At 62.5% G+C, this 20,467-nt stretch carries 21 protein-coding genes, 1 tRNA gene and 1 pseudogene; 13 read left to right on the forward strand and 10 right to left on the reverse strand.

All coding sequences use genetic code 11. The annotated features are described in order from the left end of the window. Both CPBF1521_RS08375 and CPBF1521_RS08380 read right to left on the reverse strand, forming a co-directional pair. Entirely contained in the window at positions 1 to 555 is a 555-nt protein-coding gene (locus CPBF1521_RS08375) for a phasin family protein (protein ID WP_115676698.1), read from the reverse strand. A 181-nt stretch (positions 556 to 736) separates the two neighbouring features. Continuing rightward, positions 737 to 1,012, reverse strand: a complete 276-nt coding sequence (locus tag CPBF1521_RS08380) for a polyhydroxyalkanoic acid system family protein (RefSeq protein WP_102596972.1) — start codon at positions 1,010 to 1,012, stop codon at positions 737 to 739. A 174-nt stretch (positions 1,013 to 1,186) separates the two neighbouring features. Between CPBF1521_RS08380 and CPBF1521_RS08385 the strand changes: the two genes are divergently transcribed. Further along, positions 1,187 to 1,996: an FHA domain-containing protein gene (locus CPBF1521_RS08385; protein WP_115676699.1), complete on the forward strand. Its 810-nt coding sequence runs from the start codon at positions 1,187 to 1,189 to the stop codon at positions 1,994 to 1,996. Here the strand turns inward: CPBF1521_RS08385 and msrQ are convergent. After that, complete coding sequence (gene msrQ / locus CPBF1521_RS08390; protein WP_115676700.1) at positions 1,938 to 2,594, reverse strand: protein-methionine-sulfoxide reductase heme-binding subunit MsrQ; 657 nt, start codon at positions 2,592 to 2,594, stop codon at positions 1,938 to 1,940. The two genes, CPBF1521_RS08385 and msrQ, sit on opposite strands and share 59 nt — an antisense overlap. 152 nt (positions 2,595 to 2,746) lie before the next feature. Next, complete coding sequence (msrP, locus tag CPBF1521_RS08395) at positions 2,747 to 3,715, reverse strand: protein-methionine-sulfoxide reductase catalytic subunit MsrP (RefSeq protein WP_024940184.1); 969 nt, start codon at positions 3,713 to 3,715, stop codon at positions 2,747 to 2,749. Between the two features lie 178 nt (positions 3,716 to 3,893). Between msrP and serC the strand changes: the two genes are divergently transcribed. The 3 genes from serC to aroA all read left to right on the forward strand — a co-directional run bounded on the left by serC (position 3,894) and on the right by aroA (position 7,688). Then, positions 3,894 to 4,979, forward strand: a complete 1,086-nt coding sequence (serC, locus tag CPBF1521_RS08400; protein ID WP_115676701.1) for a 3-phosphoserine/phosphohydroxythreonine transaminase — start codon at positions 3,894 to 3,896, stop codon at positions 4,977 to 4,979. 66 nt (positions 4,980 to 5,045) lie between these two features. Continuing rightward, positions 5,046 to 6,248, forward strand: a complete 1,203-nt coding sequence (gene pheA / locus CPBF1521_RS08405) for a prephenate dehydratase (RefSeq protein WP_115677073.1) — start codon at positions 5,046 to 5,048, stop codon at positions 6,246 to 6,248. A gap of 126 nt (positions 6,249 to 6,374) precedes the next feature. Next, positions 6,375 to 7,688 carry a 3-phosphoshikimate 1-carboxyvinyltransferase gene (gene aroA / locus CPBF1521_RS08410; protein WP_115676702.1) on the forward strand — a complete coding sequence of 438 codons (1,314 nt, stop codon included), beginning with the start codon at positions 6,375 to 6,377 and terminating at the stop codon, positions 7,686 to 7,688. Positions 7,689 to 7,845: 157 nt separating this feature from the next. Here the strand turns inward: aroA and CPBF1521_RS08415 are convergent, their stop codons facing one another. Further along, positions 7,846 to 8,313 carry an energy transducer TonB gene (locus tag CPBF1521_RS08415; protein WP_104648570.1) on the reverse strand — a complete coding sequence of 156 codons (468 nt, stop codon included), beginning with the start codon at positions 8,311 to 8,313 and terminating at the stop codon, positions 7,846 to 7,848. 351 nt (positions 8,314 to 8,664) lie between these two features. Continuing rightward, complete coding sequence (locus CPBF1521_RS08420) at positions 8,665 to 9,327, reverse strand: energy transducer TonB (protein ID WP_181901162.1); 663 nt, start codon at positions 9,325 to 9,327, stop codon at positions 8,665 to 8,667. Positions 9,328 to 9,438: 111 nt separating this feature from the next. Here CPBF1521_RS08420 and serS point away from each other — a divergent pair, with 111 nt between their 5' ends. The 6 genes from serS to CPBF1521_RS08450 all read left to right on the forward strand — a co-directional run bounded on the left by serS (position 9,439) and on the right by CPBF1521_RS08450 (position 15,806). Further along, positions 9,439 to 10,719 carry a serine--tRNA ligase gene (gene serS, locus CPBF1521_RS08425; protein WP_115676704.1) on the forward strand — a complete coding sequence of 427 codons (1,281 nt, stop codon included), beginning with the start codon at positions 9,439 to 9,441 and terminating at the stop codon, positions 10,717 to 10,719. A gap of 462 nt (positions 10,720 to 11,181) precedes the next feature. Next, positions 11,182 to 12,198, forward strand: coding sequence for a LysR family transcriptional regulator (locus CPBF1521_RS08430; protein WP_016903391.1), 1,017 nt, complete (start codon positions 11,182 to 11,184; stop codon positions 12,196 to 12,198). Positions 12,199 to 12,503: 305 nt separating this feature from the next. Beyond that, positions 12,504 to 12,593, forward strand: a tRNA-Ser gene (locus CPBF1521_RS08435). Positions 12,594 to 12,677: 84 nt separating this feature from the next. Then, positions 12,678 to 14,171: a site-specific integrase gene (locus tag CPBF1521_RS08440; RefSeq protein WP_181901163.1), complete on the forward strand. Its 1,494-nt coding sequence runs from the start codon at positions 12,678 to 12,680 to the stop codon at positions 14,169 to 14,171. A gap of 184 nt (positions 14,172 to 14,355) precedes the next feature. Further along, positions 14,356 to 15,504 carry a S8 family serine peptidase gene (locus CPBF1521_RS08445; RefSeq protein ID WP_181901164.1) on the forward strand — a complete coding sequence of 383 codons (1,149 nt, stop codon included), beginning with the start codon at positions 14,356 to 14,358 and terminating at the stop codon, positions 15,502 to 15,504. A 74-nt stretch (positions 15,505 to 15,578) separates the two neighbouring features. Next, positions 15,579 to 15,806: a hypothetical protein gene (locus CPBF1521_RS08450; protein WP_115676706.1), complete on the forward strand. Its 228-nt coding sequence runs from the start codon at positions 15,579 to 15,581 to the stop codon at positions 15,804 to 15,806. A 103-nt stretch (positions 15,807 to 15,909) separates the two neighbouring features. Here the strand turns inward: CPBF1521_RS08450 and CPBF1521_RS21640 are convergent. The 4 genes and pseudogenes from CPBF1521_RS21640 to CPBF1521_RS08470 form a co-directional block, all read right to left on the reverse strand. Continuing rightward, positions 15,910 to 16,168: pseudogene (locus tag CPBF1521_RS21640) on the reverse strand (hypothetical protein). Then, on the reverse strand, positions 16,165 to 16,545 hold the full coding sequence (locus tag CPBF1521_RS08460; protein ID WP_181901165.1) for a hypothetical protein: 381 nt from the start codon (positions 16,543 to 16,545) through the stop codon (positions 16,165 to 16,167). Before CPBF1521_RS08460 ends, CPBF1521_RS21640 begins: the two are co-directional and overlap by 4 nt. Continuing rightward, positions 16,542 to 16,856: a hypothetical protein gene (locus tag CPBF1521_RS08465; RefSeq protein WP_039405423.1), complete on the reverse strand. Its 315-nt coding sequence runs from the start codon at positions 16,854 to 16,856 to the stop codon at positions 16,542 to 16,544. Before CPBF1521_RS08465 ends, CPBF1521_RS08460 begins: the two co-directional genes overlap by 4 nt. Positions 16,857 to 16,901: 45 nt before the next feature. Continuing rightward, a complete protein-coding gene (locus tag CPBF1521_RS08470; RefSeq protein ID WP_115676708.1) occupies positions 16,902 to 17,654 on the reverse strand; it encodes a hypothetical protein in 753 nt (250 codons plus the stop codon). A gap of 104 nt (positions 17,655 to 17,758) precedes the next feature. Between CPBF1521_RS08470 and CPBF1521_RS08475 the strand changes: the two genes are divergently transcribed. Genes CPBF1521_RS08475 through CPBF1521_RS08485 form a run of 3 tightly spaced genes read left to right on the forward strand, consistent with a single transcriptional unit; the run spans position 17,759 to position 20,355 of the window. Next, entirely contained in the window at positions 17,759 to 18,088 is a 330-nt protein-coding gene (locus CPBF1521_RS08475; RefSeq protein WP_181901166.1) for a helix-turn-helix domain-containing protein, read from the forward strand. 26 nt (positions 18,089 to 18,114) lie between these two features. Beyond that, positions 18,115 to 19,305, forward strand: coding sequence for a hypothetical protein (locus CPBF1521_RS08480; protein ID WP_147295424.1), 1,191 nt, complete (start codon positions 18,115 to 18,117; stop codon positions 19,303 to 19,305). A gap of 24 nt (positions 19,306 to 19,329) precedes the next feature. Beyond that, positions 19,330 to 20,355 (forward strand): S1 family peptidase, encoded by a 1,026-nt coding sequence (locus CPBF1521_RS08485; RefSeq protein WP_181901167.1) that lies wholly within the window; start codon positions 19,330 to 19,332, stop codon positions 20,353 to 20,355. Positions 20,356 to 20,467: the final 112 nt, after the last annotated feature.

A 20,467-nucleotide genomic window follows, 5' to 3' on the forward strand; every position in this document is an offset into this window, starting at 1 on the left:
TTATTCACCATCAAATGCAGCATTGTTTGAGGTGGCGCTGCCGGTGGCTGTGCCTGCGCCGGTGGTGTCGCTGCTGGCGGCCTGGGCTGCCTGGTTGGCGGTGCGGTTGGCGCGCTTGGTCGCGGCGGTATTGGCACGCACCTGGGCCTTGAGCGATTCCACCTCGCGGCGCAGGTTTTCCAGTTCGTCCTGCTCGGGGATGTTGAGCGTGCGCAAGACCCCCTTGACGCGTTCGTCGAAGGCCTTGCCCAGCTTGTCCCAGCCGCGCACGGCGGTGTCGCGTGCCTGCTCGAACTGGGTTTCCACCTCTTCGCGCAGCTCGTCGACGCTTTCAGCCGCCTTGCGCTGGCCGCTGCGCTCATACGCTGCGCCTTCGCGCACCAGCGAGTCGAACAACTTGCCCCCCTCGCTCTGCACCCGACCCAGCGCGCCGAGCCCGGCCAGCCATACCGTCTGTGCCGATTCACCGAGCCGGCGCGAAATCTGCTCTGCCTGCGCCTGGAAGCCGTGCGCTGCATCGTCGCGCTTGCCGTTCTGATCGTATCCGGTCGTCATGGAATGCTCCTGTTGGGTTGCCAAGTGACGTTGCCTTCACCCTAGTCCGGGCACTGCATCGAGCAGGTGAAGCACCCATGAAGCATCCCCCTGCAACGGACGGCGCGGCTGACTTGCTGCTGAAGCGATAGTGCCGTCAGGCCGACCCGGACGATCAGACCCGATCAGCGGCGCTGCACGCTCAGGCGAGTTTTTCGGCCAGCAGGCGACGGATCTCCGATTCCACCATCGGCTGCATCGCCGACAACAGGAAGCCAAGCTCGGCGGTGACATGCACCTGCTGCGGCAACAGGGCGATCGCCCCATCCACGCCGGCACGCGCGATACGCAAGGTATCGCCTTCCCAGTGCGAGGCGACGCCGTAGCGATCGGTCAGCTTGCGGGCCGCCGCGTCGATCGCTGCGCGGGCCTGGGCCGGCGACAGGGCATGGTCGTGGCGGATATCGATGCTGGACATGGGTTCCATGGAAAAGACGAAAGGAGCGCGCATTGTGCGCATGCGCGCGCCAGGCTCCAAGTGCGGCGCGCGTGGCACGCAGCGGCAACGACGCCCCGGCCCGGTGCATGGGGCGGAGCGACACCGGTCAGGTTGTTGGCCGCGGCGCGTGGCAAACCTGCTAGGCTGCGGCGGGTGCGCGATCTGCAAGTTCATTTCACCCACCGGCAGCAGCCGGATCATTCCCTCAAGCCCGGCGTCCACCGGATCGTCCGCCATGCCTCCGGCAGCGTGCGGGTGGTTGCCGATGCGCAGGGGGCGCTGCTGTTGGCGCAGTTCTGCCTGGACCAGCGCGGGCTGTGGCTGCAGGTGGCCAACGGGATCCGTGGCATCCACGTCAACGGACGCCCGGTGCGGCGCATGGCGCTGCTGCGCCCCGGCGATGCGATCTACGCCGACGGCGTGGAGATGCTCCTGCGCAGTGCGCCGTCGAGCGCGCCGGCCAATGATGTTCAAGACGACGAGACCGGCCTGAGCGAGGTCTGCCTGCTGTTGCGCGGGCTCGGCGGCCGTCATCACGGGCGCAGCTTCACCCTGGACCGCTCGCGGCTGGTCGGCAGTGACCCGGCGGCGGACATCGTCATCGACGACCCGGCCTTTGCCGCCCAGCACGCGCGGCTGGAGCGTCACGGCGACCGTGTGCTGATCCGTGATCTGGGCTCGGAAGAAGGCAGCTGGATCAACGGCGTGCAGGTGCGCGACGGTTGGTTGCAGGCCGGCGACCAGGTCGTGTTCGACGCGCGCCACCGCTTTGTCGTCGAGGTGCCGCGTATCCACCACGGCACCACCTGGGACATCCCCGAGTCGGAGCCGCAGCCGCTGCCACGCGCGACCAGCGAGCCGGCGCGTACGCCGGTCAAGGTCGCGCGCTGGCCATGGCTGCTGCTCAGCGCGGTGTTGCTGGCGGCGGCGTTGAGCGCCTTGCTGTGGTTCGGCGCGCGCTGAGTTTTTTCCAGATCCGCCAGCCCAGCAGCACGGCCAGAATGCCGGCATACAGCGCCGGTTCGCGGATGTCGGATTTCACCAGCCACCAGAAGTGCAGTACCGCCAGCAGCCCGATCGGGTAGATCAGCAGGTGCAGGCGGCCCCAGTTGCGCTTGAGCCGCCGCATCCAGCCCTGGGTGGAGGTGATCGCCAGCGGCACCAGCAGCAGCCATGCCGCAAAGCCGACCGTGATGTAGGGACGCTTGAGGATCTCCTCGAAGATCTGGGTCCAGAAGCCGCGCAGATCCAGGCTCAGGTAGGCCGCCAGGTGCACGCTGGCATAGAGGAACGCGTACAGCCCGAGCATGCGCCGGAAGCGGATCAGCAGCGCCTGGCCGGTGAGCTGGCGCAGCGGCGTGATCGCCAGGGTGATCAACAGGAAGCGCAGCGCCCATAGCCCGGTGCGGTGCTCGATCTCGGCCACCGGATCGGCGCCCAGTGCATCGCTGCCGGTTTGCCATACCTGCCAGAACTGCCAGCCGAGCAAGGCGATCGGCGTCAGTGCGGCGACATGCACCAGGGTCTTGGCGGCGATCAGGGATGCGGACGTCTTGGCCATGCGATCTCGAAGAAGGAAGCGATGCCGCGCGGGCAGGAAACGTGCGCGGACATGAAACGTAGGAGCGCACCCGGGCGCGACTGCCTTGTGCAGGAAGAGCGGTCGCGCCCGGGTGCGCTCCTACGGGAGGTGGATATCTGGGTGTTAGTCGCCTAGAACCACTTCTTCAGGTCCATGCCCGCGTACAGCGAGGCGACCTGGTCCGCATAGCCGTTGAACGGCTTGGTCGCGATCCGCTCGGCGAACAGCTTGCTGGCGGTGCCGGCGATGCGGCGCTCGGTCTTCTGGCTCCAGCGCGGATGGTCCACCGCCGGATTGACGTTGGAAAAGAACCCGTATTCGGAGGGCTGCAGGTCGTGCCAGGCGGTTTCGGGCATCTTCTCGACGAAACGGATCTCCACGATCGACTTGATGCTCTTGAAGCCGTACTTCCACGGCACCACCAGCCGCAGCGGCGCGCCGTTCTGCTGCGGCAGCGGCTTGCCGTACAGGCCGGTGGCCAGCAGGGTCAGCGGATGCATCGCTTCGTCTATGCGCAGGCCTTCGCGGTATGGCCAGTTGATCGAGCGGTAGCGCACGCCGGGCATCTGCTGCGGGTCGGCCAGCGTGGTGAACGCCACGTACTTGGCCTTGGAGGTTGGCGCAAAGCGCTTGAGCACCTCGCCCAGCGGCACCCCCGTCCACGGGATCACCATCGACCAGCCTTCCACGCAACGCAGCCGGTAGATGCGTTCTTCCGCGCTGATGCCCTTGAGCAATTCGTCCAGCGACAGGCTACCGGGCTTTTCGCACTCGCCACTGACCTTCACCGACCATGGCGACAGCTTCAGGGTCTTGGCGGCCTTGGACGGGTCGGTCTTGTCGGTGCCGAACTCGTAGAAGTTGTTGTAGCTGGTGACGTCTTCCAGCCGGGTCAGTTCCTCGGCGGTCCGGAAGCCGCTGCGCGCCTGCGCCGGGGTCACCACGGTCTTGGGCGGAGGCGGCGGATCGGCCTCGGCGCAGCCGGCCACGCCCAGCGCCGGGGTCAGGGCAAACAGCTGCAGCAGCCGGCGTCGGTCGCGGTAGACGGCCTCATCGGTGATCTCGCTGGACGGCGTCTTCAAGACATCGCGAAGGGACATGGCTCGCTCCTGACAGTGGCTGCTGATGAGAATAACGGACCACCGTGATGGCGCTGCCGATGGCCTACGCAAACCATACGTCTCCGCCAGTGAGAAGGATGCACATGCAACTTTTCTGCGACGCTGCCAAGGCCGGTGCGCTGCGGCATACTAGAAGGCTAGCTCGACAAGGTGTGCCATGACACGCGCGTTCAATTTCAGTGCCGGCCCTGCGACATTGCCGGAATCGGTCCTGCGCCAGGCGCAGGCGGAGATGGTCGAATGGAACGGCGTCGGCGCCTCGATCGTGGAAATCAGCCACCGCAGCGCCGATTTCATGGCCGTGGCGGCCGCGGCCGAAGCCGATCTGCGCCGCTTGCTGTCGATTCCCGATGACTATGCGGTGCTGTTCACCGCCGGTGGTGCCACCACCATCCAGGCGCTGCTGCCGCTCAATTTCGCCGCACCCGGCCAGGCCGCCGACTACGTGATCACCGGCCACTGGGGCAAGACCGCGCTCAAGCAGGCGGCCACCTATGTGGATGCACGCATTGCCGCCGACGGCCAGGCGGGCGGCTTCACCGACATTCCGCCAGTGGCCAGCTGGACCTTGTCGCCGCACTCGGCCTACGTGCACATCACCGCCAACGAGACCATCCACGGCGTCGAGCTCCGCGACACGCCGGCGGTGGGCACGCTGCCGCTGTTTGCCGATTTCAGTTCCTCGATCGCGTCCGAGCCGCTGGATGTGTCGCGCTATGGGCTGATCTATGCCGGCGCGCAGAAGAACCTGGGCCCGGTCGGCATCTCGGTGCTGATCGTGCGGCGCGACCTGCTCGAACGCGCTGGCCAGCCGCGCGCGGACATCTTCAACTACGCCTCGCACGCCGCACGCGATTCGATGCTCAACACGCCGCCGACCTGGAACTGGTATCTGCTCGGACTCACCGTGAAGTGGATGCTGGAGCAGGGCGGGGTGGAGGAGTTCGCCCGCCGCAACGCCGAAAAGGCCGCGCTGGTGTATGGCGCGATCGATGGCTCCGGCGGGTTCTACCGCAACCTGGTCACCCCGGCGGTGCGCTCGCGCATGAACATCCCGTTCTTTCTGCCGGACGAGCAGCTGGATGCCTTGTTTGTCAGCGAATCCAAGGCGGCCGGCCTGCTGGCGTTGAAGGGGCACAAGGCGGTCGGCGGCATTCGTGCGTCCTTGTACAACGCGATGCCGGTTGCAGGCGCGCAGGCGCTGGCGAGCTTCATGCACGACTTCCAGCAGCGTCACGGCTGAGTCTTCATTCGACCGCGGCGCATGCCGCGCAGGCGCATGCGCCGCAATTTCAAGGAATGCCGAGCGATGGCTCCCAAGTCCAACAAGCCCAGTGCCGCCACCGGCGGCAAGACCAAACCGGCAGGCAAGTCCGCCGCCAAGGCTGCCGGCAACGCTGCAGACAAGCACGCGATCAAGCCGGCCACGGCGGCACCGGTGCTGGCCGATGTGCGCGCCAAGATCGACGAGATCGACCGCACCATCCAGGCGTTGATCGCCGAGCGCGCCAACTTTGCCCATCAGGTCGGCAAGGCCAAGGGCAAGCTCGCCGCGGCGGTGGATTACTACCGGCCCGAGCGCGAGGCGCAGGTGCTGCGCATGGTGGTGGACCGCAACGAAGGCCCGCTCAGCGATGAAGTGCTGGTGCACGTGTATCGCGAAATCATGTCCGCGTGCCTGGCCCAGCAGGAGCCGCTGAAGATCGGCTATCTCGGCCCGGAAGGCACCTTCAGCCAGCAGGCGGTGCTCAAGCACTTCGGCCGGTCGGCGGTGGGTCTGCCGATGGCCACCATCGAGGAGGTGTTCCAGGAAGTGGAAGCGGGCAATGCCGATTTCGGCGTGGTGCCGGTGGAAAATTCCGGCCAGGGCACCATCCAGGTCACGCTGGACATGTTCCTGACCTCGAACCTGAAAATCTGCGGTGAAGTCGAGCTGCGCGTGCACCAGTACCTGCTCTCGCGCAATGGCCGGCTGGAAGACATCGAGCGCATCTACGCGCATTCGCAGTCGTTTGCGCAGACCGCCGGCTGGCTGCGGTCGCACCTGCCCAAGGTCGAGAAGATCGCCGTCTCCAGCAATGCCGAAGGCGCGCGCCGCGCCCGCAATGCCGAAGATGCCGCGGCGATCGGCGGCGAAAGCGCTGCGCATGTGTATGGCTTGAAGAAAGTCATCATGAAGTCGATCGAGGACGACGACGACAACACCACGCGTTTTCTGGTGATCGGCCGGCAGATCTTTCCCACCTCCGGGCATGACCGCACCTCGGTGCTGGTGTTCATCCACGACAAGCCGGGCGCGTTGTTCGACGTGCTCAGCCCATTCGCGCGGCATGGCATCAGCATGAACCGCATCGAGTCGCGTCCCTCGCATCAGGCCAAGTGGGAATATGGCTTCTTCATCGACCTGGCCGGCCACGTGGAGGACGAGGCGATGAAGCAGGCGCTGGCCGAACTGGAAGCGCACTCGGCACAGATCAAGGTGCTGGGCTCGTACCCGGTCGCCATTCCCTGAGCGGGCGCGTCCGGCAAGCGCAGTCCTGACCGGCATGCCGTCGCCGGCCGAGGTGGCGGCAGCGCCACGACACTCTCCAACGCGTATCGCCGCACAGGGCGATGCCGCAGCAATCGGATCACACGCATGAGCAGCAGCACGCAGCACTGGATCGCCCGGCAGGGCAGCGCCTTGCAGGGCAGCCTGGCCATTCCCGGCGATAAATCCGTCTCGCATCGCGCGGTGATGTTCGCCGCCCTGGCCGATGGCGTCTCGCAGATCGATGGCTTTCTCGAAGGCGAAGACACCCGGTCCACCGCGGCCATTTTCGCCCAGCTCGGCGTGCGTATCGACACGCCGTCGGCGTCGCAGCGCATCGTGCACGGCGTGGGCGTGGATGGTCTGCAACCGCCCAGCGAGGCGCTGGACTGTGGCAATGCCGGCACCGGCATGCGCCTGCTCGCCGGCCTGCTGGCGGCGCAGCGCTTCGACAGCACGCTGGTCGGCGATGCATCGTTGTCCAAGCGCCCGATGCGGCGCGTGACCGGCCCGCTGGCACAGATGGGCGCGCGTATCGACACCGAAGACGACGGCACCCCGCCGCTGCGCGTGCATGGCGGGCAGACGCTGCGCGGCATCGACTTCGTCTCGCCGGTTGCCAGTGCGCAGGTCAAATCCGCCGTGTTGCTGGCAGGCCTGTATGCGCAGGGCGAAACCTCGGTCACCGAGCCGCATCCCACCCGCGACTACACCGAGCGCATGCTGTCCGCATTCGGCGTGGAGATCGAATTCTCGCCCGGCAAGGCCCGCCTGCGCGGCGGCCAGCGCCTGCGCGCGACCGATATCGCGGTGCCTGCGGATTTCTCCTCGGCGGCGTTCTTCATCGTGGCAGCCAGCATCATTCCCGGCTCGAACGTGCTGCTGCGTGCGGTGGGCCTGAATCCAAGGCGCACCGGGCTGCTGGCGGCACTGCGGCTGATGGGCGCGAATATTGCCGAAGAACAGCATGCCGAGCATGGCGGCGAGCCGGTGGCCGATCTGCGCATACGCTATGCGCCGCTACAGGGCGCGCAGATTCCCGAAGCGCTGGTGCCGGACATGATCGACGAATTCCCCGCCCTGTTCGTGGCCGCTGCGGCGGCAACCGGGCAGACCGTGGTCAGTGGCGCTGCCGAATTGCGGGTCAAGGAATCCGATCGCCTTGCAGCGATGGCCACCGGCCTGCGCGCGCTCGGCGTGCAGGTCGATGAGACCCCCGATGGCGCCACCATTCACGGCGGCAGCATCGGCAGCGGCGTGATCGAAAGCCACGGCGACCACCGCATCGCGATGGCGTTTGCCATTGCCGGCCAGCTGTCCACCGGCGACGTGCGGGTCAACGACGTGGCCAATGTCGCCACCTCGTTCCCGGGGTTCGACAGCCTGGCGCGGGTTTCCGGTTTCGGGCTTGAAACAGCCTGAGTAGACAGACAGCGTTTGAACAAAAACGGTAGTTCTTGGCCGGCAAGGATTGCCGGTCGAGGCGGCGCTGGCGCGCAACGCCTGTCAGTCGAGGTTCCGGGTGTCGCCTTGCAGTCAGTGCGGCGATACCGCTAGCCCACTCGAGTGGTGATCCCACTCAGCGCTCTGCGGTGAACTCCACCGGCACCTGCACGCTGCTGACCACTGCATGGCCATCGCGGGTGGCTGGCTCGAAGCGCCACTGACGCAAGCTGTCCATCACCGCTGCATCCAGGCGCGGGTCGTTGCTGCCGCTGCGATCGACGATGCTCACATCGCTCACCCGGCCTTGCACATCCAGTTGCAGGCGCGCAGTACGACTGCCTTCGATACCGGCCTGTGCGATGTCTGAGGGATAGCGTGGCATCGCATTGCCAGGCAGCGGAATCGCTTCTTCGGTGCTGGTCGGCGCGCGTACGGGTTGGTGCGCAATCATGGTCATGGCGCGCGGGCCTTCCGACGTCGGCAGGATCTGGCGGCTGGCCGCAGGCGCCGGGCGCGTGTCGGTCGCGAACGATTCGTCGCTGTGTCGGGCCCACCACCAGGTCGGCACCACCACCAGCACCGCCAGCAGGGTCGCCCACAGCCAGGGCGAGGCGCCATCGGCAGCGTCGTCGTGGACGTGGTCGTCGGTGTGCGCGGAGCGCTGCGGCAATGCCTGCGTGGGGTGTGGCGAGGGATTGGAGATGAAGGACATGGCCGGCCTCCTGGCGCATCTTTGGGATGACGTGACCAGTCTGGTCGGCCTTGCCTGAGGCGCAGCTAAGGCAGGGCACTCAGGAGGATTCAACGCGCGGTAGACATTCAGCTTGGTCAAGCCGGTGCCGGGTCCAGTTCGATCCGCCATCTCCGGTCAACCCACGGCGCTCTCCTCGCCTGCGGCAGGTGGGCCGTCGTCGGCGTGCGGGGCAACCGACGCATCCCACCGCCGCGCCTCTTACTGCGCCGGCTTGAACTCGAACGGGATATCCAGGCTCCCGGCAATCGGCTGGCCATTGCGCTGTGCCGGATGGAAGCGCCAGCGACGCACCGCTTCCATTGCGGCGCGGTCCAGGTCGCGTGAGCCGCTGCGCTGCACCAGCGTCACTCCGCCCGGGTTGCCCGCCGCGTCCACGTCCACCCGCACCACCACGTCGCCGGCATCGCCGCGACGCAACGCCGCCGAGGGATAGCGCGGCGGCGGCATCTGGCCCTGCATCGGTACCGGGCGATCTCCGCCTGCAGCCGCGGCGTTTGCCGGGGCCGCGCTGCCCGGCGCACCGGGGACCGCGTCTTCAGGCAACGGCATGGGGGCAGGCGCAGCCGGCGGCACGGTCTCCACCAGCGTCGGCGTTTCTTCCGGCGGTTTGGCCTGCGGCATGTCGCTGGCGCCGTCCTGGGCCGGCAGCGGCGCAGGCAGCGGCTGGATGCTGTCGTCGGCCTGCACACCGGCAGCCGGGTGGGCCGGCGAGGCCTTGTAGAAGTCGTCCTTGCGGCCGGTGGCCCACACCAGCAGGAACAACAACAGGCCGGCAACGAAGGCGATACCGGCAATTTTCAGGGTGTGGCGGGGCAGTCGCAGGACGATCTGGCGATCGGACGCAGGGCGGGGCGCGGGCATAGGGCTCACCTGAAGGATCGGGCCAATTCTGGCATAGCGGCGGTGAATCGATCGCAGCAGGTGGCGGAACAGGCGATAATCTCGCGCTTCCCACTGACTCACAGACTCCCGATGCTAGATCCGGCCCTGCTTCGCCAACATCCCGCCGACCTTGCCGAGCGCCTGCGCAGCACGCGCAGTTTCTCCCTGGACACCGCGGAACTGGAGTCGCTGGAAAGCGAGCGCAAGCGCATCCAGGTGCGCACGCAGGAACTGCAGAGCCAGCGCAATTCCAAATCCAAGGCGATCGGGCAGGCCAAGGCCAAGGGCGAGGATGTCACTGCGCTGATGGCCGAGGTGGCCGGTTTTGGTGAGGAGCTCAAGGCCTCCGAAGAAGCGCTGGACGTGATCCGCGCCAAGCTCGAGACCATCGCGCTGGGCCTGCCCAATCTGCCGGCCGACGATGTGCCGCAGGGCAAGGACGAGAGCGAGAACGTCGAGCAGGCGCGCTGGGGCACGCCGCGCCAGTTCGATTTCCCGGTCAAGGACCATGTGGAACTTGGCGCGCCGCACGGCTGGCTGGACGGCGAGACCGCTGCCAAGCTGTCGGGTGCGCGTTTCACCGTGCTGCGTGGGCCGGTCGCGCGGCTGCACCGCGCGCTGGCGCAATTCATGCTCGACCTGCATATCGGCGAGCATGGCTACGAAGAAACCAACGTGCCGCTGCTGGTCAATGCCGAGTCGATGCGCGGCACCGGGCAGCTGCCCAAGTTCGAGGACGATCTGTTTCAGACCGAAGTGGGTGAATCGCGCCGCTACCTGATCCCTACCTCCGAGGTGCCGCTGACCAACATCGTGCGCGACGAGATCGTCGACGCCGAGCGTCTGCCGCTGCGCATGACTGCACACTCAATGTGTTTCCGCGCCGAAGCCGGCAGCGGCGGCCGCGACACGCGCGGCATGATCCGCCAGCACCAGTTCGAAAAAGTGGAACTGGTCACCGCCTGCGCCCCGGAACACAGCGATGCCGAACATCAGCGCATGACGCGTTGTGCCGAAGTGGTGCTGGAAAAACTTGGCCTGCCGTATCGCAAGGTGCTGCTGTGCACCGGCGACATGGGGTTCTCCGCGATCAAGACCTACGATCTGGAAGTGTGGCTGCCATCGCAGGGCACCTACCGCGAGATTTCGTCGTGCTCGAACTGTGGCGATTTCCAGGCGCGGCGCATGCAGGCGCGCTGGCGTAACCCGGCCAGCGGCAAGCCGGAACTGCTGCACACACTCAACGGTTCCGGCACCGCCGTGGGCCGCGCGATGATCGCGGTGATGGAGAATTACCAGAACGCCGATGGCTCGATCGATGTTCCCGAGGCGCTGCGTCCGTACATGGGCGGGATCGAGCGGATCGGGTAGGAGCGGTTGGCGCAATTGCCGCGCAGCGCAGCTGTCAGGCGGGCGCGGCCGATGCCCGGCGTTGTCGTGCAGCTGTGATACGCGGTGCCGCGTGTGCCGTCAGCTCCCATTGACGACCGCTCCCGCGTTCGTCAGTCACTTAAGCAGTGGTGCCCGCGCGGCTGCTGGGCTGCCAGATGTGCCGCCGCGTCACTGACAAACCTGGAACAGGAACGGGGCCAGCGATGGCCCCGTTTGCATGTTCATGCAGCGGCCTTTTGCGTCGCCGATCGTGGCGAAGCGCTCTAGCGTTTTTTCTCCACCCCAGCCACGCGCCGCCAGCTATGCATTTACCGTGGCGAAACCGATGGAGCTCGGAGTGCAGCAGTTCGCGGTCCTGATTGCATGAAACTACATTTCTGGTGTATCAGGTCGTTGCTCTGTTGGGATAAAGGTGATTAAATGTCACTTATCGTTCTATCCATGGATGCCTGCGCCATGCACGACCTGAATGACCTGTATTACTTCGCGATGGTGGTGGACCACGGCGGCTTCGCCGCAGCCGAACGTGCGCTCGGAATCCCCAAGTCGCGCCTGAGCCGCCGCATCAGCCAGCTCGAGACCGACCTGGGCGTGCGCCTGTTGCAGCGCTCCACGCGCCGCTTTGCAGTCACCGATGTCGGCACCAGCGTGCACCGGCATGCCCAGACCATGCTGGCCGAAGCGCAGGCCGCGCGCGAGGTGGTGGACCGTCTCAGCGCCGAGCCGCGCGGCCTTGTCCGCGTGAGCGTTCCGGTCTCGCTGGCGCAGATCCAGTTGCCCAAGCTGTTGCCGGAATTCCTGGCCAAGTACCCCAAGGTGCGGCTGCAGCTCAACATCAGCAATCGCCGCGTCGATGTCATCAACGAGGGCTACGACATCGCGCTGCGCGTGCGCTCGCGCCTGGACGACGACGGCAGCCTGGTGATGCGCAGCTTCGGCCAGGTGCAGGAGTTGCTGGTGGCCAGCCCCAAATATCTGGACCGCGCCGGGCGCCCCAAGGACCCGAGCGAGCTGGCCAACCACACCACCATGAGCACCAGCGAGGACGAAGCGCACCAGCGCTGGGAGTTGCACGGCCCCAACGGCGAGATGCGCCGGGTGGACCTGCAGCCGCGCCTGGCCGGTTTCGACTTCCCGCTGCTGCAGTCGATGGCGCGCGATGGCTTCGGCATCACCATGCTGCCGGAAACCGTGTGCGCCCAGGCTGTGCGCAGCGGCGAGCTGGAAGTGGTGCTGCCGCATTGGTCGCTGCCGCAGGGCATCTGCCACGCGGTATTCGCCTCGCGCCGTGGCCTGCTGCCGGCGGTGCGGGTGTTCATCGACTTTCTGGCCGAACACCTGCCGCAGGAAATCGAACGCTCGCGCCTGGATTGCGGCGGTAACTGCGCCGAGCTGGCCGAGAAGCTCAAGCGTGCGGCCGCAACCGCACCGCGCCTGGCCGTGGCCGAAGCCGGCTGATCGCTGTGCCTGGTCGTCGACATCCGGGTTTCCGATGTCGGCCCATCAGCGCTGTGTCGCCTGGCAGCGCTGCGTAATCGGAAATGCTGCGTAACCTGGCAAACGGAACCGCTTTGCAGCGCTGTGCAGCTCAACGACACGCGGCGCTTAGCAAAGCGCGTCCGGGCATGCGAGAATGCGCGCCCGGGAGCAATCCCGGGTCGAGGGCAGCGCGCAATGCAGCGTCCATGGACAGACGTCACCCGTTTCGCATGTGGCGCAAGCGTGATCACCCGACGCCTTCGGCGGTCGCGCAAAGCAGCATCGGAGAGATGGCCGAGCGGTTTAAGGCACCGGTCTTGAAAACCGGCGAAGGGTCAAACCTTCCGTGGGTTCGAATCCCACTCTCTCCGCCAGTCACGTCTAAGTTATTGATTTTATTCACTAATTTTTTAGACGAATTGATTGGAGGCAGGAAGCATGCAGAGGAAAACACTCGCATGCGTATCCCACATCATTTGAGCCGGTCATCCACCGGCCGCTGGTCGTTCGTCCAACGTGTGCCCATCGATTTGCAAACCGTGATGGACTGCCGGCTTATCAAACGCACCTTGCAAACGAAGGACTTGCCGCAGGCTCACGTGCGTGCGGTCGTGCTGGGGGCGGGCTATGCTCGGCTCTTCGCACAGTTGAAGGATCAACGCGTGGCCAAGCTCAGCAAGTCGGACGCGGATCTGCTCATTGCGCGTCTGACGAGCGCAGAAAATCTTCAGGACCTGACGCTCAACCGCACCCGCCAGCCGGATGGCACGGTGACGGAGCAGTGGCAGATCGACAGCCCGAAGGACTTGAAGCTGTATCGGCAGCTCATGGAGTTGGAAGCGATGGCCGGCGCTGCCTTGCAGGCTCGGGCCCGCCCGGGTGCCGTGCCGACCATGTTCGGCTCCGCCCCGCACCCCAGCTCAGTAAAGCAGGCTTCTACACCGGCCATCGAAACAATGACGCTGGGCAAAGCCCGTGACGCATTCCTGGCGACGCTCAAGGGCTCGACGTTGCCCAAGACCTACACGATCAAGAAGACGGCCATCGAGGCGTTGGTGGCGTTCCTGGGGCCGATGATGAAGGTCCATGCCATCACCCGGTCAGACTTGGCGCGTTGGTATCAGGACATGCGGGAAAAAGGTGCATCTACGCCGACGCTCACGAATAAGCAATCCTATATCGGCGGCAAGGGCGGGTTCTTCGAATGGGCCATGGCGTCAGGCCATTACCCGCGAGGCGACAACCCCGCCAGTGGCCACGTGAGCTACTCACAGCGCGAGAAGCGGGCTCGGAAGAAACTGGGCTTCAAGGCATACGATCGTGCCCAGATTCAGGCGCTTTTTGCACCTAATGCGCTGGCCAAGCTGTCAGAGTCGGCTCGCTGGGCGTCGCTCATTGGACTCTATACCGGCGCCAGAGCGTCGGAGGTCGGCCAACTGCTTATCAAGGACGTGTTCGAAGAGGAAGGCATCCCGTGCATTCGTATCTCTGACGAGGGAGAGCATCAGAAAGTGAAAACCGAGGTAAGCCTTCGGACGGTCCCGCTCCATCCAGAGCTACTCAAGATGGGTTTCCTGAAATGGGTCGATGGCAAGCGCAAGGCCGGTGAAACGAGGTTGTTCCCGGCTGCTAAGGCCACTGCTGTAAACGGGCAGGGCAACTGGATCACCAAGGCCTTCAGTCGGCACTTGGCCGAGGTAGGCAAGGACTGGGCGCCCGCGAAACGAGGCTTCCATTCGCTCAGGAAGACCTTTATCCAAGAGCTTCAGGGCGCTGGTGTCGTGTCCGAACTGCGCGCGCAGATTGTTGGGCATGAGCTAGATGATGAACATCATGCGACTTACAGTAGGGAGTTTACGATTGTCGAGAAGTTGAAGGGGCTGGCTAAGCATTCTCCTGGAGTAAATGCTATTACATGGAATCTCAGGTCCAAGCACTCTTTGAATGGTTAAAATTTTTTAAGGGTTTTATAGCGAACATTAAGGGGGGGGTATGCAATCAGTTGAGAGTGGTGATTTTTGGGTTTCTGACGAGAAATCCGAGCCCATGGATGCGTGGGCCGCTCGTCCCGAGGATCGGCAATTCGTGGGCCTGAGGCCTCAAAAGTTCATCGTCGTTCCCCCTGTTGGCTGTCCATTGGATGAATCCCTCGGTGTAATCGCATCGGTGCGTCATATTTCTTTCGCTAACTGTCTTAGTGGAGACAATGATGCATCGATTTTGATACCTCCAGAATTCGAGGAGGATCCGCCAGTTGAAGTGCTGAAGCACATAGGCGTTGTTCTAACCGACCTCTCACCTGAACAGGCGTCTGATCTTGAGAGTAGGGGATACGCCGTTTTCGAAAATGAGCTTTGCCACGTCCCTCCGCCGATTTCCCTGGAAGATGTCGTTGGGTTAGGGGATTTCGATCCTTTTTCTGCAGGAATGAGCGGGTCGACTTGGGGCATCGAAGCCATCGGTGCTCATCTGTGCCAGTATTCAGGACGTGGGGTTAAAGTAGCTGTTCTGGATACTGGGTGCGATCCGAGCCATCCGGATTTTTCGGAGAGAATCCAGCGCAGCAATGTAATGTCCTTTGTGACCGGTGAGAATGCGGTAGACAAGCATGGGCACGGCACTCATGTGTGTGGAATCGTCGCTGGTCCTCGCTACTCTGCCTCAGGTGTGCGGTATGGGGTCGCGCCAGATTGTGAGCTCTTGGTGGTAAAGGTCCTTGCCAATAGTGGCTCTGGCTACGATTCGTGGATATTGAAGGGGATGAACTGGGCCGCCGACAGGGGCGCAGATGTCATAAACATGAGTCTGGGTGCACCTCGTAAAGCGGGTTCGCCCGCTAGTGCCAAATATGAAGCGCTGGCTAGGTCCTTTCTTGAGAATGACATTAGGTCGCTGGTCGTGGCGGCTGCCGGTAACGCGAGCAGTCGTCCTGTCACGGTTGCTCCAGTCGGAAATCCAGCGGCTTGCGATTCCATCATGTCGATTGCCGCAGTGGGCAAAGAAATGACTGTTGCGTCGTTTTCTTGTGGAAAGGTTGATCAGGGGGTCATTAATCTGTCCGCACCTGGCGTTGGAATTTTGTCCTCCTATCGCCAAGGAAAGTTTTTTTCGCTAAATGGAACAAGCATGGCTGCGCCGCATGTAGCTGGAGTCGCGGCGCTTTGGGCTGAGTCGGACCCTGCATTGAGAGGGGGCGACCTCTGGGAAAGGCTCATCGACTCTGCGGTGGCGCTTACGGCAGGTGGGGAAGCAGACGTCGGAGCTGGGCTAGTGCAGGCCCCTTGAAACGGAGGGCGAAGTGAGGTAGGGTAGGGGCAGCCCTAAATCACGGGCGCGCCCATTGAGTAGGAGTTACGGCCATGCAGTTTGCGCTAGTTTTAAAGCCCGGCTTCGCACGCGATGTGCAGCGCCGCGAGCAGCTGATTGCCTCGGTTCGTCATATGAAGGGTGTGCGGAGGCTGGAGACGGAGATGGCAGCGAACGGTCTTTTACTTGCCGAGCTGATGAATCCGGCAGATGTCACTTCCCTTGAGGGTCTGGACGGTATCGCTACTGTTGAAGGAATGGGCGTTAAGTCAGCTTGGTGATATGGCTCTAACGCTCTTGCTCCTAACAAAATAGCCCGGATTTTCCGGGCTATTTGCTGTCGGCCAAACGGTCGTCTGAAAATCATTGGTCGGCTGACATCCCTTATGCCGTCAGTTGGGCGTAGAGAACGAACAGGAACATCGGCAGCCCACTCATCAGTGCGAAGCCTCCGAAGGCGCCCATCAGGGTCAGCACTTTCGTGACCCACCACTGCCACCAGGCGAAACCCTTATCCCGCGCCTGGCCACACGGGCTTCGGCCGGGTAGAGACGAGCTGCCTTCCGGCTTGCGGTTGGGCCATCAGCGGCCCGACGATGAGGCCCAACGGCCCGGGAAGAGCAGGGTGCTTATAAAAATTCATCGGGTCAATTGCAGCCACAACACCAGCAGCACCATTGGGAGCCCACTGAGCAGCGAGGTGACCCAAAAAGCCGCCATCACGGTCAGCGGGGTCATCACCCACCACTGCGCAGCTGTAAACCCTTGGTCGCGTCGTCGAGCCGCGTAAGCCTCCTGTGGGTAGAGACGATCTGCTTTCCGCAGACCCCGTCGAGCCATGAGTGGCCCGACGATGAAGCCGAACGGGCCCAGGAAGAGCAGGCTCAGCGAGAACCACCAGAAGAAGCGATTGTGTGGCGTCATGATTTTTTTGGGGATGGCGCGCACGGCGTCGTCTTCGCGGAAGCCGCCTACGGCGCCGACTGCCGTTCCCACCATCGAATTTGATTGGGTCTTCATTTGGCGTAGGCCCTCCAAGTGCCGTCGCTCTTGGCGTAGCGCAGGTTCTTGCTCACGGGGACAGGCACCTGCCGGCCCTCAATGTTGAGCACGGCCTGGCCGCGCGTGTCGCAGCGGTAGCCCTCGGCGCCTTCCGCTTCCACGCAGCCGGTGAGTTCGAAGTTCTGGATGTCGGTGACCTGGCCAGCGCCACTCTGTTGAAGCAGTCTGACGAACGCTCCCTTGGCTTTGTCAGACGAGGGCTTGCCACTACAGGCAGTGAGGCCCAAGGCCATGGTCAACGCGACCAGGCCGATCCATGCGTTTTTCATGTCGTTCCTTTTGCTGGGTAATGGGAAGGGCAGGCGAAGAGGGCCTTACTTGTCGCGATTCCCGTCGGGCCTGAAGGCAGCAATCCAGAGCCTGGTGTCTTTGAAGGGCGTCAGCATTCCTGAGGGTCCCGGGTGCAGGTCGGCGGTCTGAATGAAGCCGGCTACCCACGCAACTCGTAGCGACACGTCCACCGCGCGATCAGCGACGCCGGGGCGGCTAACGTTGACGACAAAGGGCTGGGCCGGAGGGTTGGGACCCGTGGAGCGCTGACCGCCCGTGTTGGGCTTGCTGGGCGGCACTCGGATGCCGCTCAACGTGTCCCGGCCCTTCCAGAGCGCAGTGCTGTTGAGCTCCGCCGTCTCACCCAGGTCGTCGGTCTCGGTCACTGCGGCATCGAAGCAGGTGCGGAAGGTCTCGGTCGTCGAAGCTGTAGGACTGGTCCAAATGCGGGCCTCCGCAGTCCAACAGGGAAGTGAGGTGCCCCACTCGGTGAAGGTCAGCGCGACCCGGGGCCAGTCCAACTTCCCGAGCTGGGCCTGCTGGTGGTTATCGCCTTTGAACAAGTTGGGCAGCTTGCCGGCGCCATTGATCGGCGTGTAGATCGAGCCTGTTCCCTGACTGCCGGCCTTGCTGCCGGCGTTCGGCTTGATGCCCACCATCTGCTTGCCAGTATCTGCCAAGCCTTTGCCCAGCTGGCGAAAGAAGCCCGGCTTCTGTTCTTGTGAGTCCTGGGCCTGGGCGACGCCGGCCACGGTCAATGCGAGCAGGGCTGCGCCTGCGATCCTTGCGATGTCCATGAAATCCCCGTGTGTTGGTGGAGGGTGCTACATTTCATGAAGAGTCTGCCATGCAGTGGAGGAGCAAGTCATGCTGTCCGGCCAACTTTTCAACATTCGTTCACGTGCCGAAGGCTTCTCCCCGAGCTCTCTTTGCTGCCCGCCTGAAACAGGCTCGGGAACTGCAAGGCATCCCAAGCCAGCGGGCTTTGGGGGTGCTGATGGGGCTTGATAAGAAGTTGGCCAGCAGCCGGGTCAATCGCTATGAGAACGAGACCAGTGGCATTGACCTGGATGGGCTAGGGAAGCTGGCCGAGACACTTGGAGTGCCTATGGCTTACTTGGTGGCGGAAGATGAAGCGACCGCAGAGGTGGTGTTGGCGCTTTCCGAATTGTCACGTGACGAACGAGCTCAAGTTGTCACATTGGTCAAGAAAAAGCTCGAAAAGAAGTGAATCCCCTTAACCATAAGTGATTCCGAATGCGCGCCCGATACGTCATTCCTTTCACCCGCCGGATCATCATCCCCGACCATTGGGAGATCCCATTTCAAGCAGGGGTATGCCGAGTTCGCGAAGAGGCTGGAATCGCCGTGGCGCTGGAGGTTGTTTTTTCCGGCCAGCCGGTAAACTTGGCGCCTAAATTAGTGCAAGAGCCGGGAGGAAATTTCCGTCTGGTGAATGAAGATCATAATGTTGAATTTATTCGAGTGCAGCTCGTCGATGCAATGGCTTTCCTCAGTTGCTACTTTGATATTGCACTCGAGATGGACGAAGTTGAGGCATTCTACGAGGCGGAGACGCCGGAAGAAGATGGAAAAATAGAAGTTAAGTCATTCAAGTCGGGAAGGCACGTCCCTAATCTTCCAATTCTCTTCGATTTATTGAGTCGAGCTATTTTTTGCGCCGAAGGGACCTCCGGGCCCCGCTTTGAAGCCACTTTAGTATCAAGTGCTCGCCATGCAATGGGTGAGAAGCGATACATAGACTCATTTAGATACTATTTTCTATTGATTGAGGCGTTATATGGTGGCGGACATTTCAAAACCGTCGCCCTTAAGAGCGTTCTCAAGGCAGATGTTGAATTCAAGAATATGGTGCATCAAGCATTCGAGCATCTTAAGAGCTTTGATGTTGCTCGAATCAATAAGCTATCAGAACTGCTGTCGTTGCCAGATAGTGTTGATGGATTGATAGATCATCTGGTTGAACAGCGCGGAATCTACTTTCACAACAATGTTCGCCGTAAGGGCGCATGGCGGCCAGAGCGGCAGCAAGAAGCCCATGCCTTGGCGCTTTTCTCTGCTTTGGTAGCGCAAGAAATTTCTCAAAAGGCAGCAAGCCCGATGTTCTCAAAGGAACTTGTGGGTAGGCATATGGAATCTGCAAATAAGGCGGGAGCAAAAGTTGTGTATCAAATAAATTTCGATTATAAGGCAGTTGGCGAAGGTATTCTAAGAAGTAGTCATCTTATTGTTGACATGCCTGGAACCAAACCAACGCCCGCAGCTGTTTTTGAAGTCATGAAGATGTTCATTAAATATTTTGAACAAAACGTGCCAATGGGGAGTCTGGAGCGAGCAGCCTGCGTGGTCCAGGGGACGGGGGAAAAGGTGTTTGAAATGACTTTTTCTATGGGCGGAAACGTTGTCATGCCTGTTGGCTCAGAGTGATGCTCAATGTCAGTCGAGCCGGGCGTGGAGATTCTGAAGACGCTTTGGGAGAAGAGCTCGGTAGGCGAGTGGAAGATCGCTCAGTTGCGTCCTTTAAAGCTCTTGCCTGCGCAGGGATATGGGGAGGACTATTTTCGGATAGCGAACCGGTTCGAGTTTCCGACGACTCATAGGAGTTTTAGCTTCGGGCAGCTTGTTGAGTCTACGGGTTCTACCAACAGCTTTCTTAAACAAAGCATTGTTCCTGTTGTTGCCCTTGTTGCCGGAGCTTCTTTTCTTCGAGTCATTGGAACTGCTTTCGTGATCAGTGCATCCGGCTTGGTCATGACGGCAGCCCATGTGCTCCTAGACCCAGAAGATTCTGGTTATGGCGGTGCTATCAATGAAAATGGAGCAGTCCGTTTTGACGGTAATATTCAGATGGGAGTTCTCTTTCCCTTGCCGTCTACGAGCTACGGCCCAAGCGCTGTCCGGTTCGCCCCATTTCAGTCCAGTAGGTTCTGGGGAGGCTGGAAGGAAAGTCCGCTCTTCCACGAACGGGATCGGGTGGATTTTGACACCGATGTGGCTATATGCCGGCTTTTGCCGCATCCAGGTGGGGCGTATCAGCCCCTGAACCTTTCACTCAGGCCTGTAGAAGTGTCGGAACAGGTGTTTGCGATTGGCTATGCGGAGATGGACGATATCCCGGTTCGCTATGTGGATGGTGCAGTCGTGTTGGGCCAGTTTAGCCAAGACCTATACGTCTCGGTTGGCACGACCACCGCTGTCCATCTGGACAATGCTCAGACGCGCTCTGTGTCTACGCCCGGCCCGTGTTTTGAGTTCGACGCGAGGATCCCTGGCAAGATGAGTGGTAGTCCGATTCTCGGAGGCGATGGGGCAGTCATTCGCGGAGTAGTCAGCAAGAGCCTGTCAGGAGAGCGCCATGCGTTTGGCGCCTTACTTGGACCCGCGACCCATCTTCCACTTTTTGACCAGGAAAGCCTCAAGGACCTGATGGCGAAAGGATCCGAAGGCGTTCCGAGGATTCAGGGCACTGGCCTCTAGACTTCGGACAAGACGGCAATAGGAATGCCAGCAAAGTCCAACCAAATTTTGATCCTAGAGTCCATCTCGGCCGGCTAATTGAGCATCGCCAGGAGGCTGGTGGCCGACCTCC

Origin of the sequence: Xanthomonas euroxanthea (assembly GCF_900476395.1) — a bacterium.
Classification (GTDB): Bacteria; Pseudomonadota; Gammaproteobacteria; order Xanthomonadales; family Xanthomonadaceae; genus Xanthomonas; species Xanthomonas euroxanthea.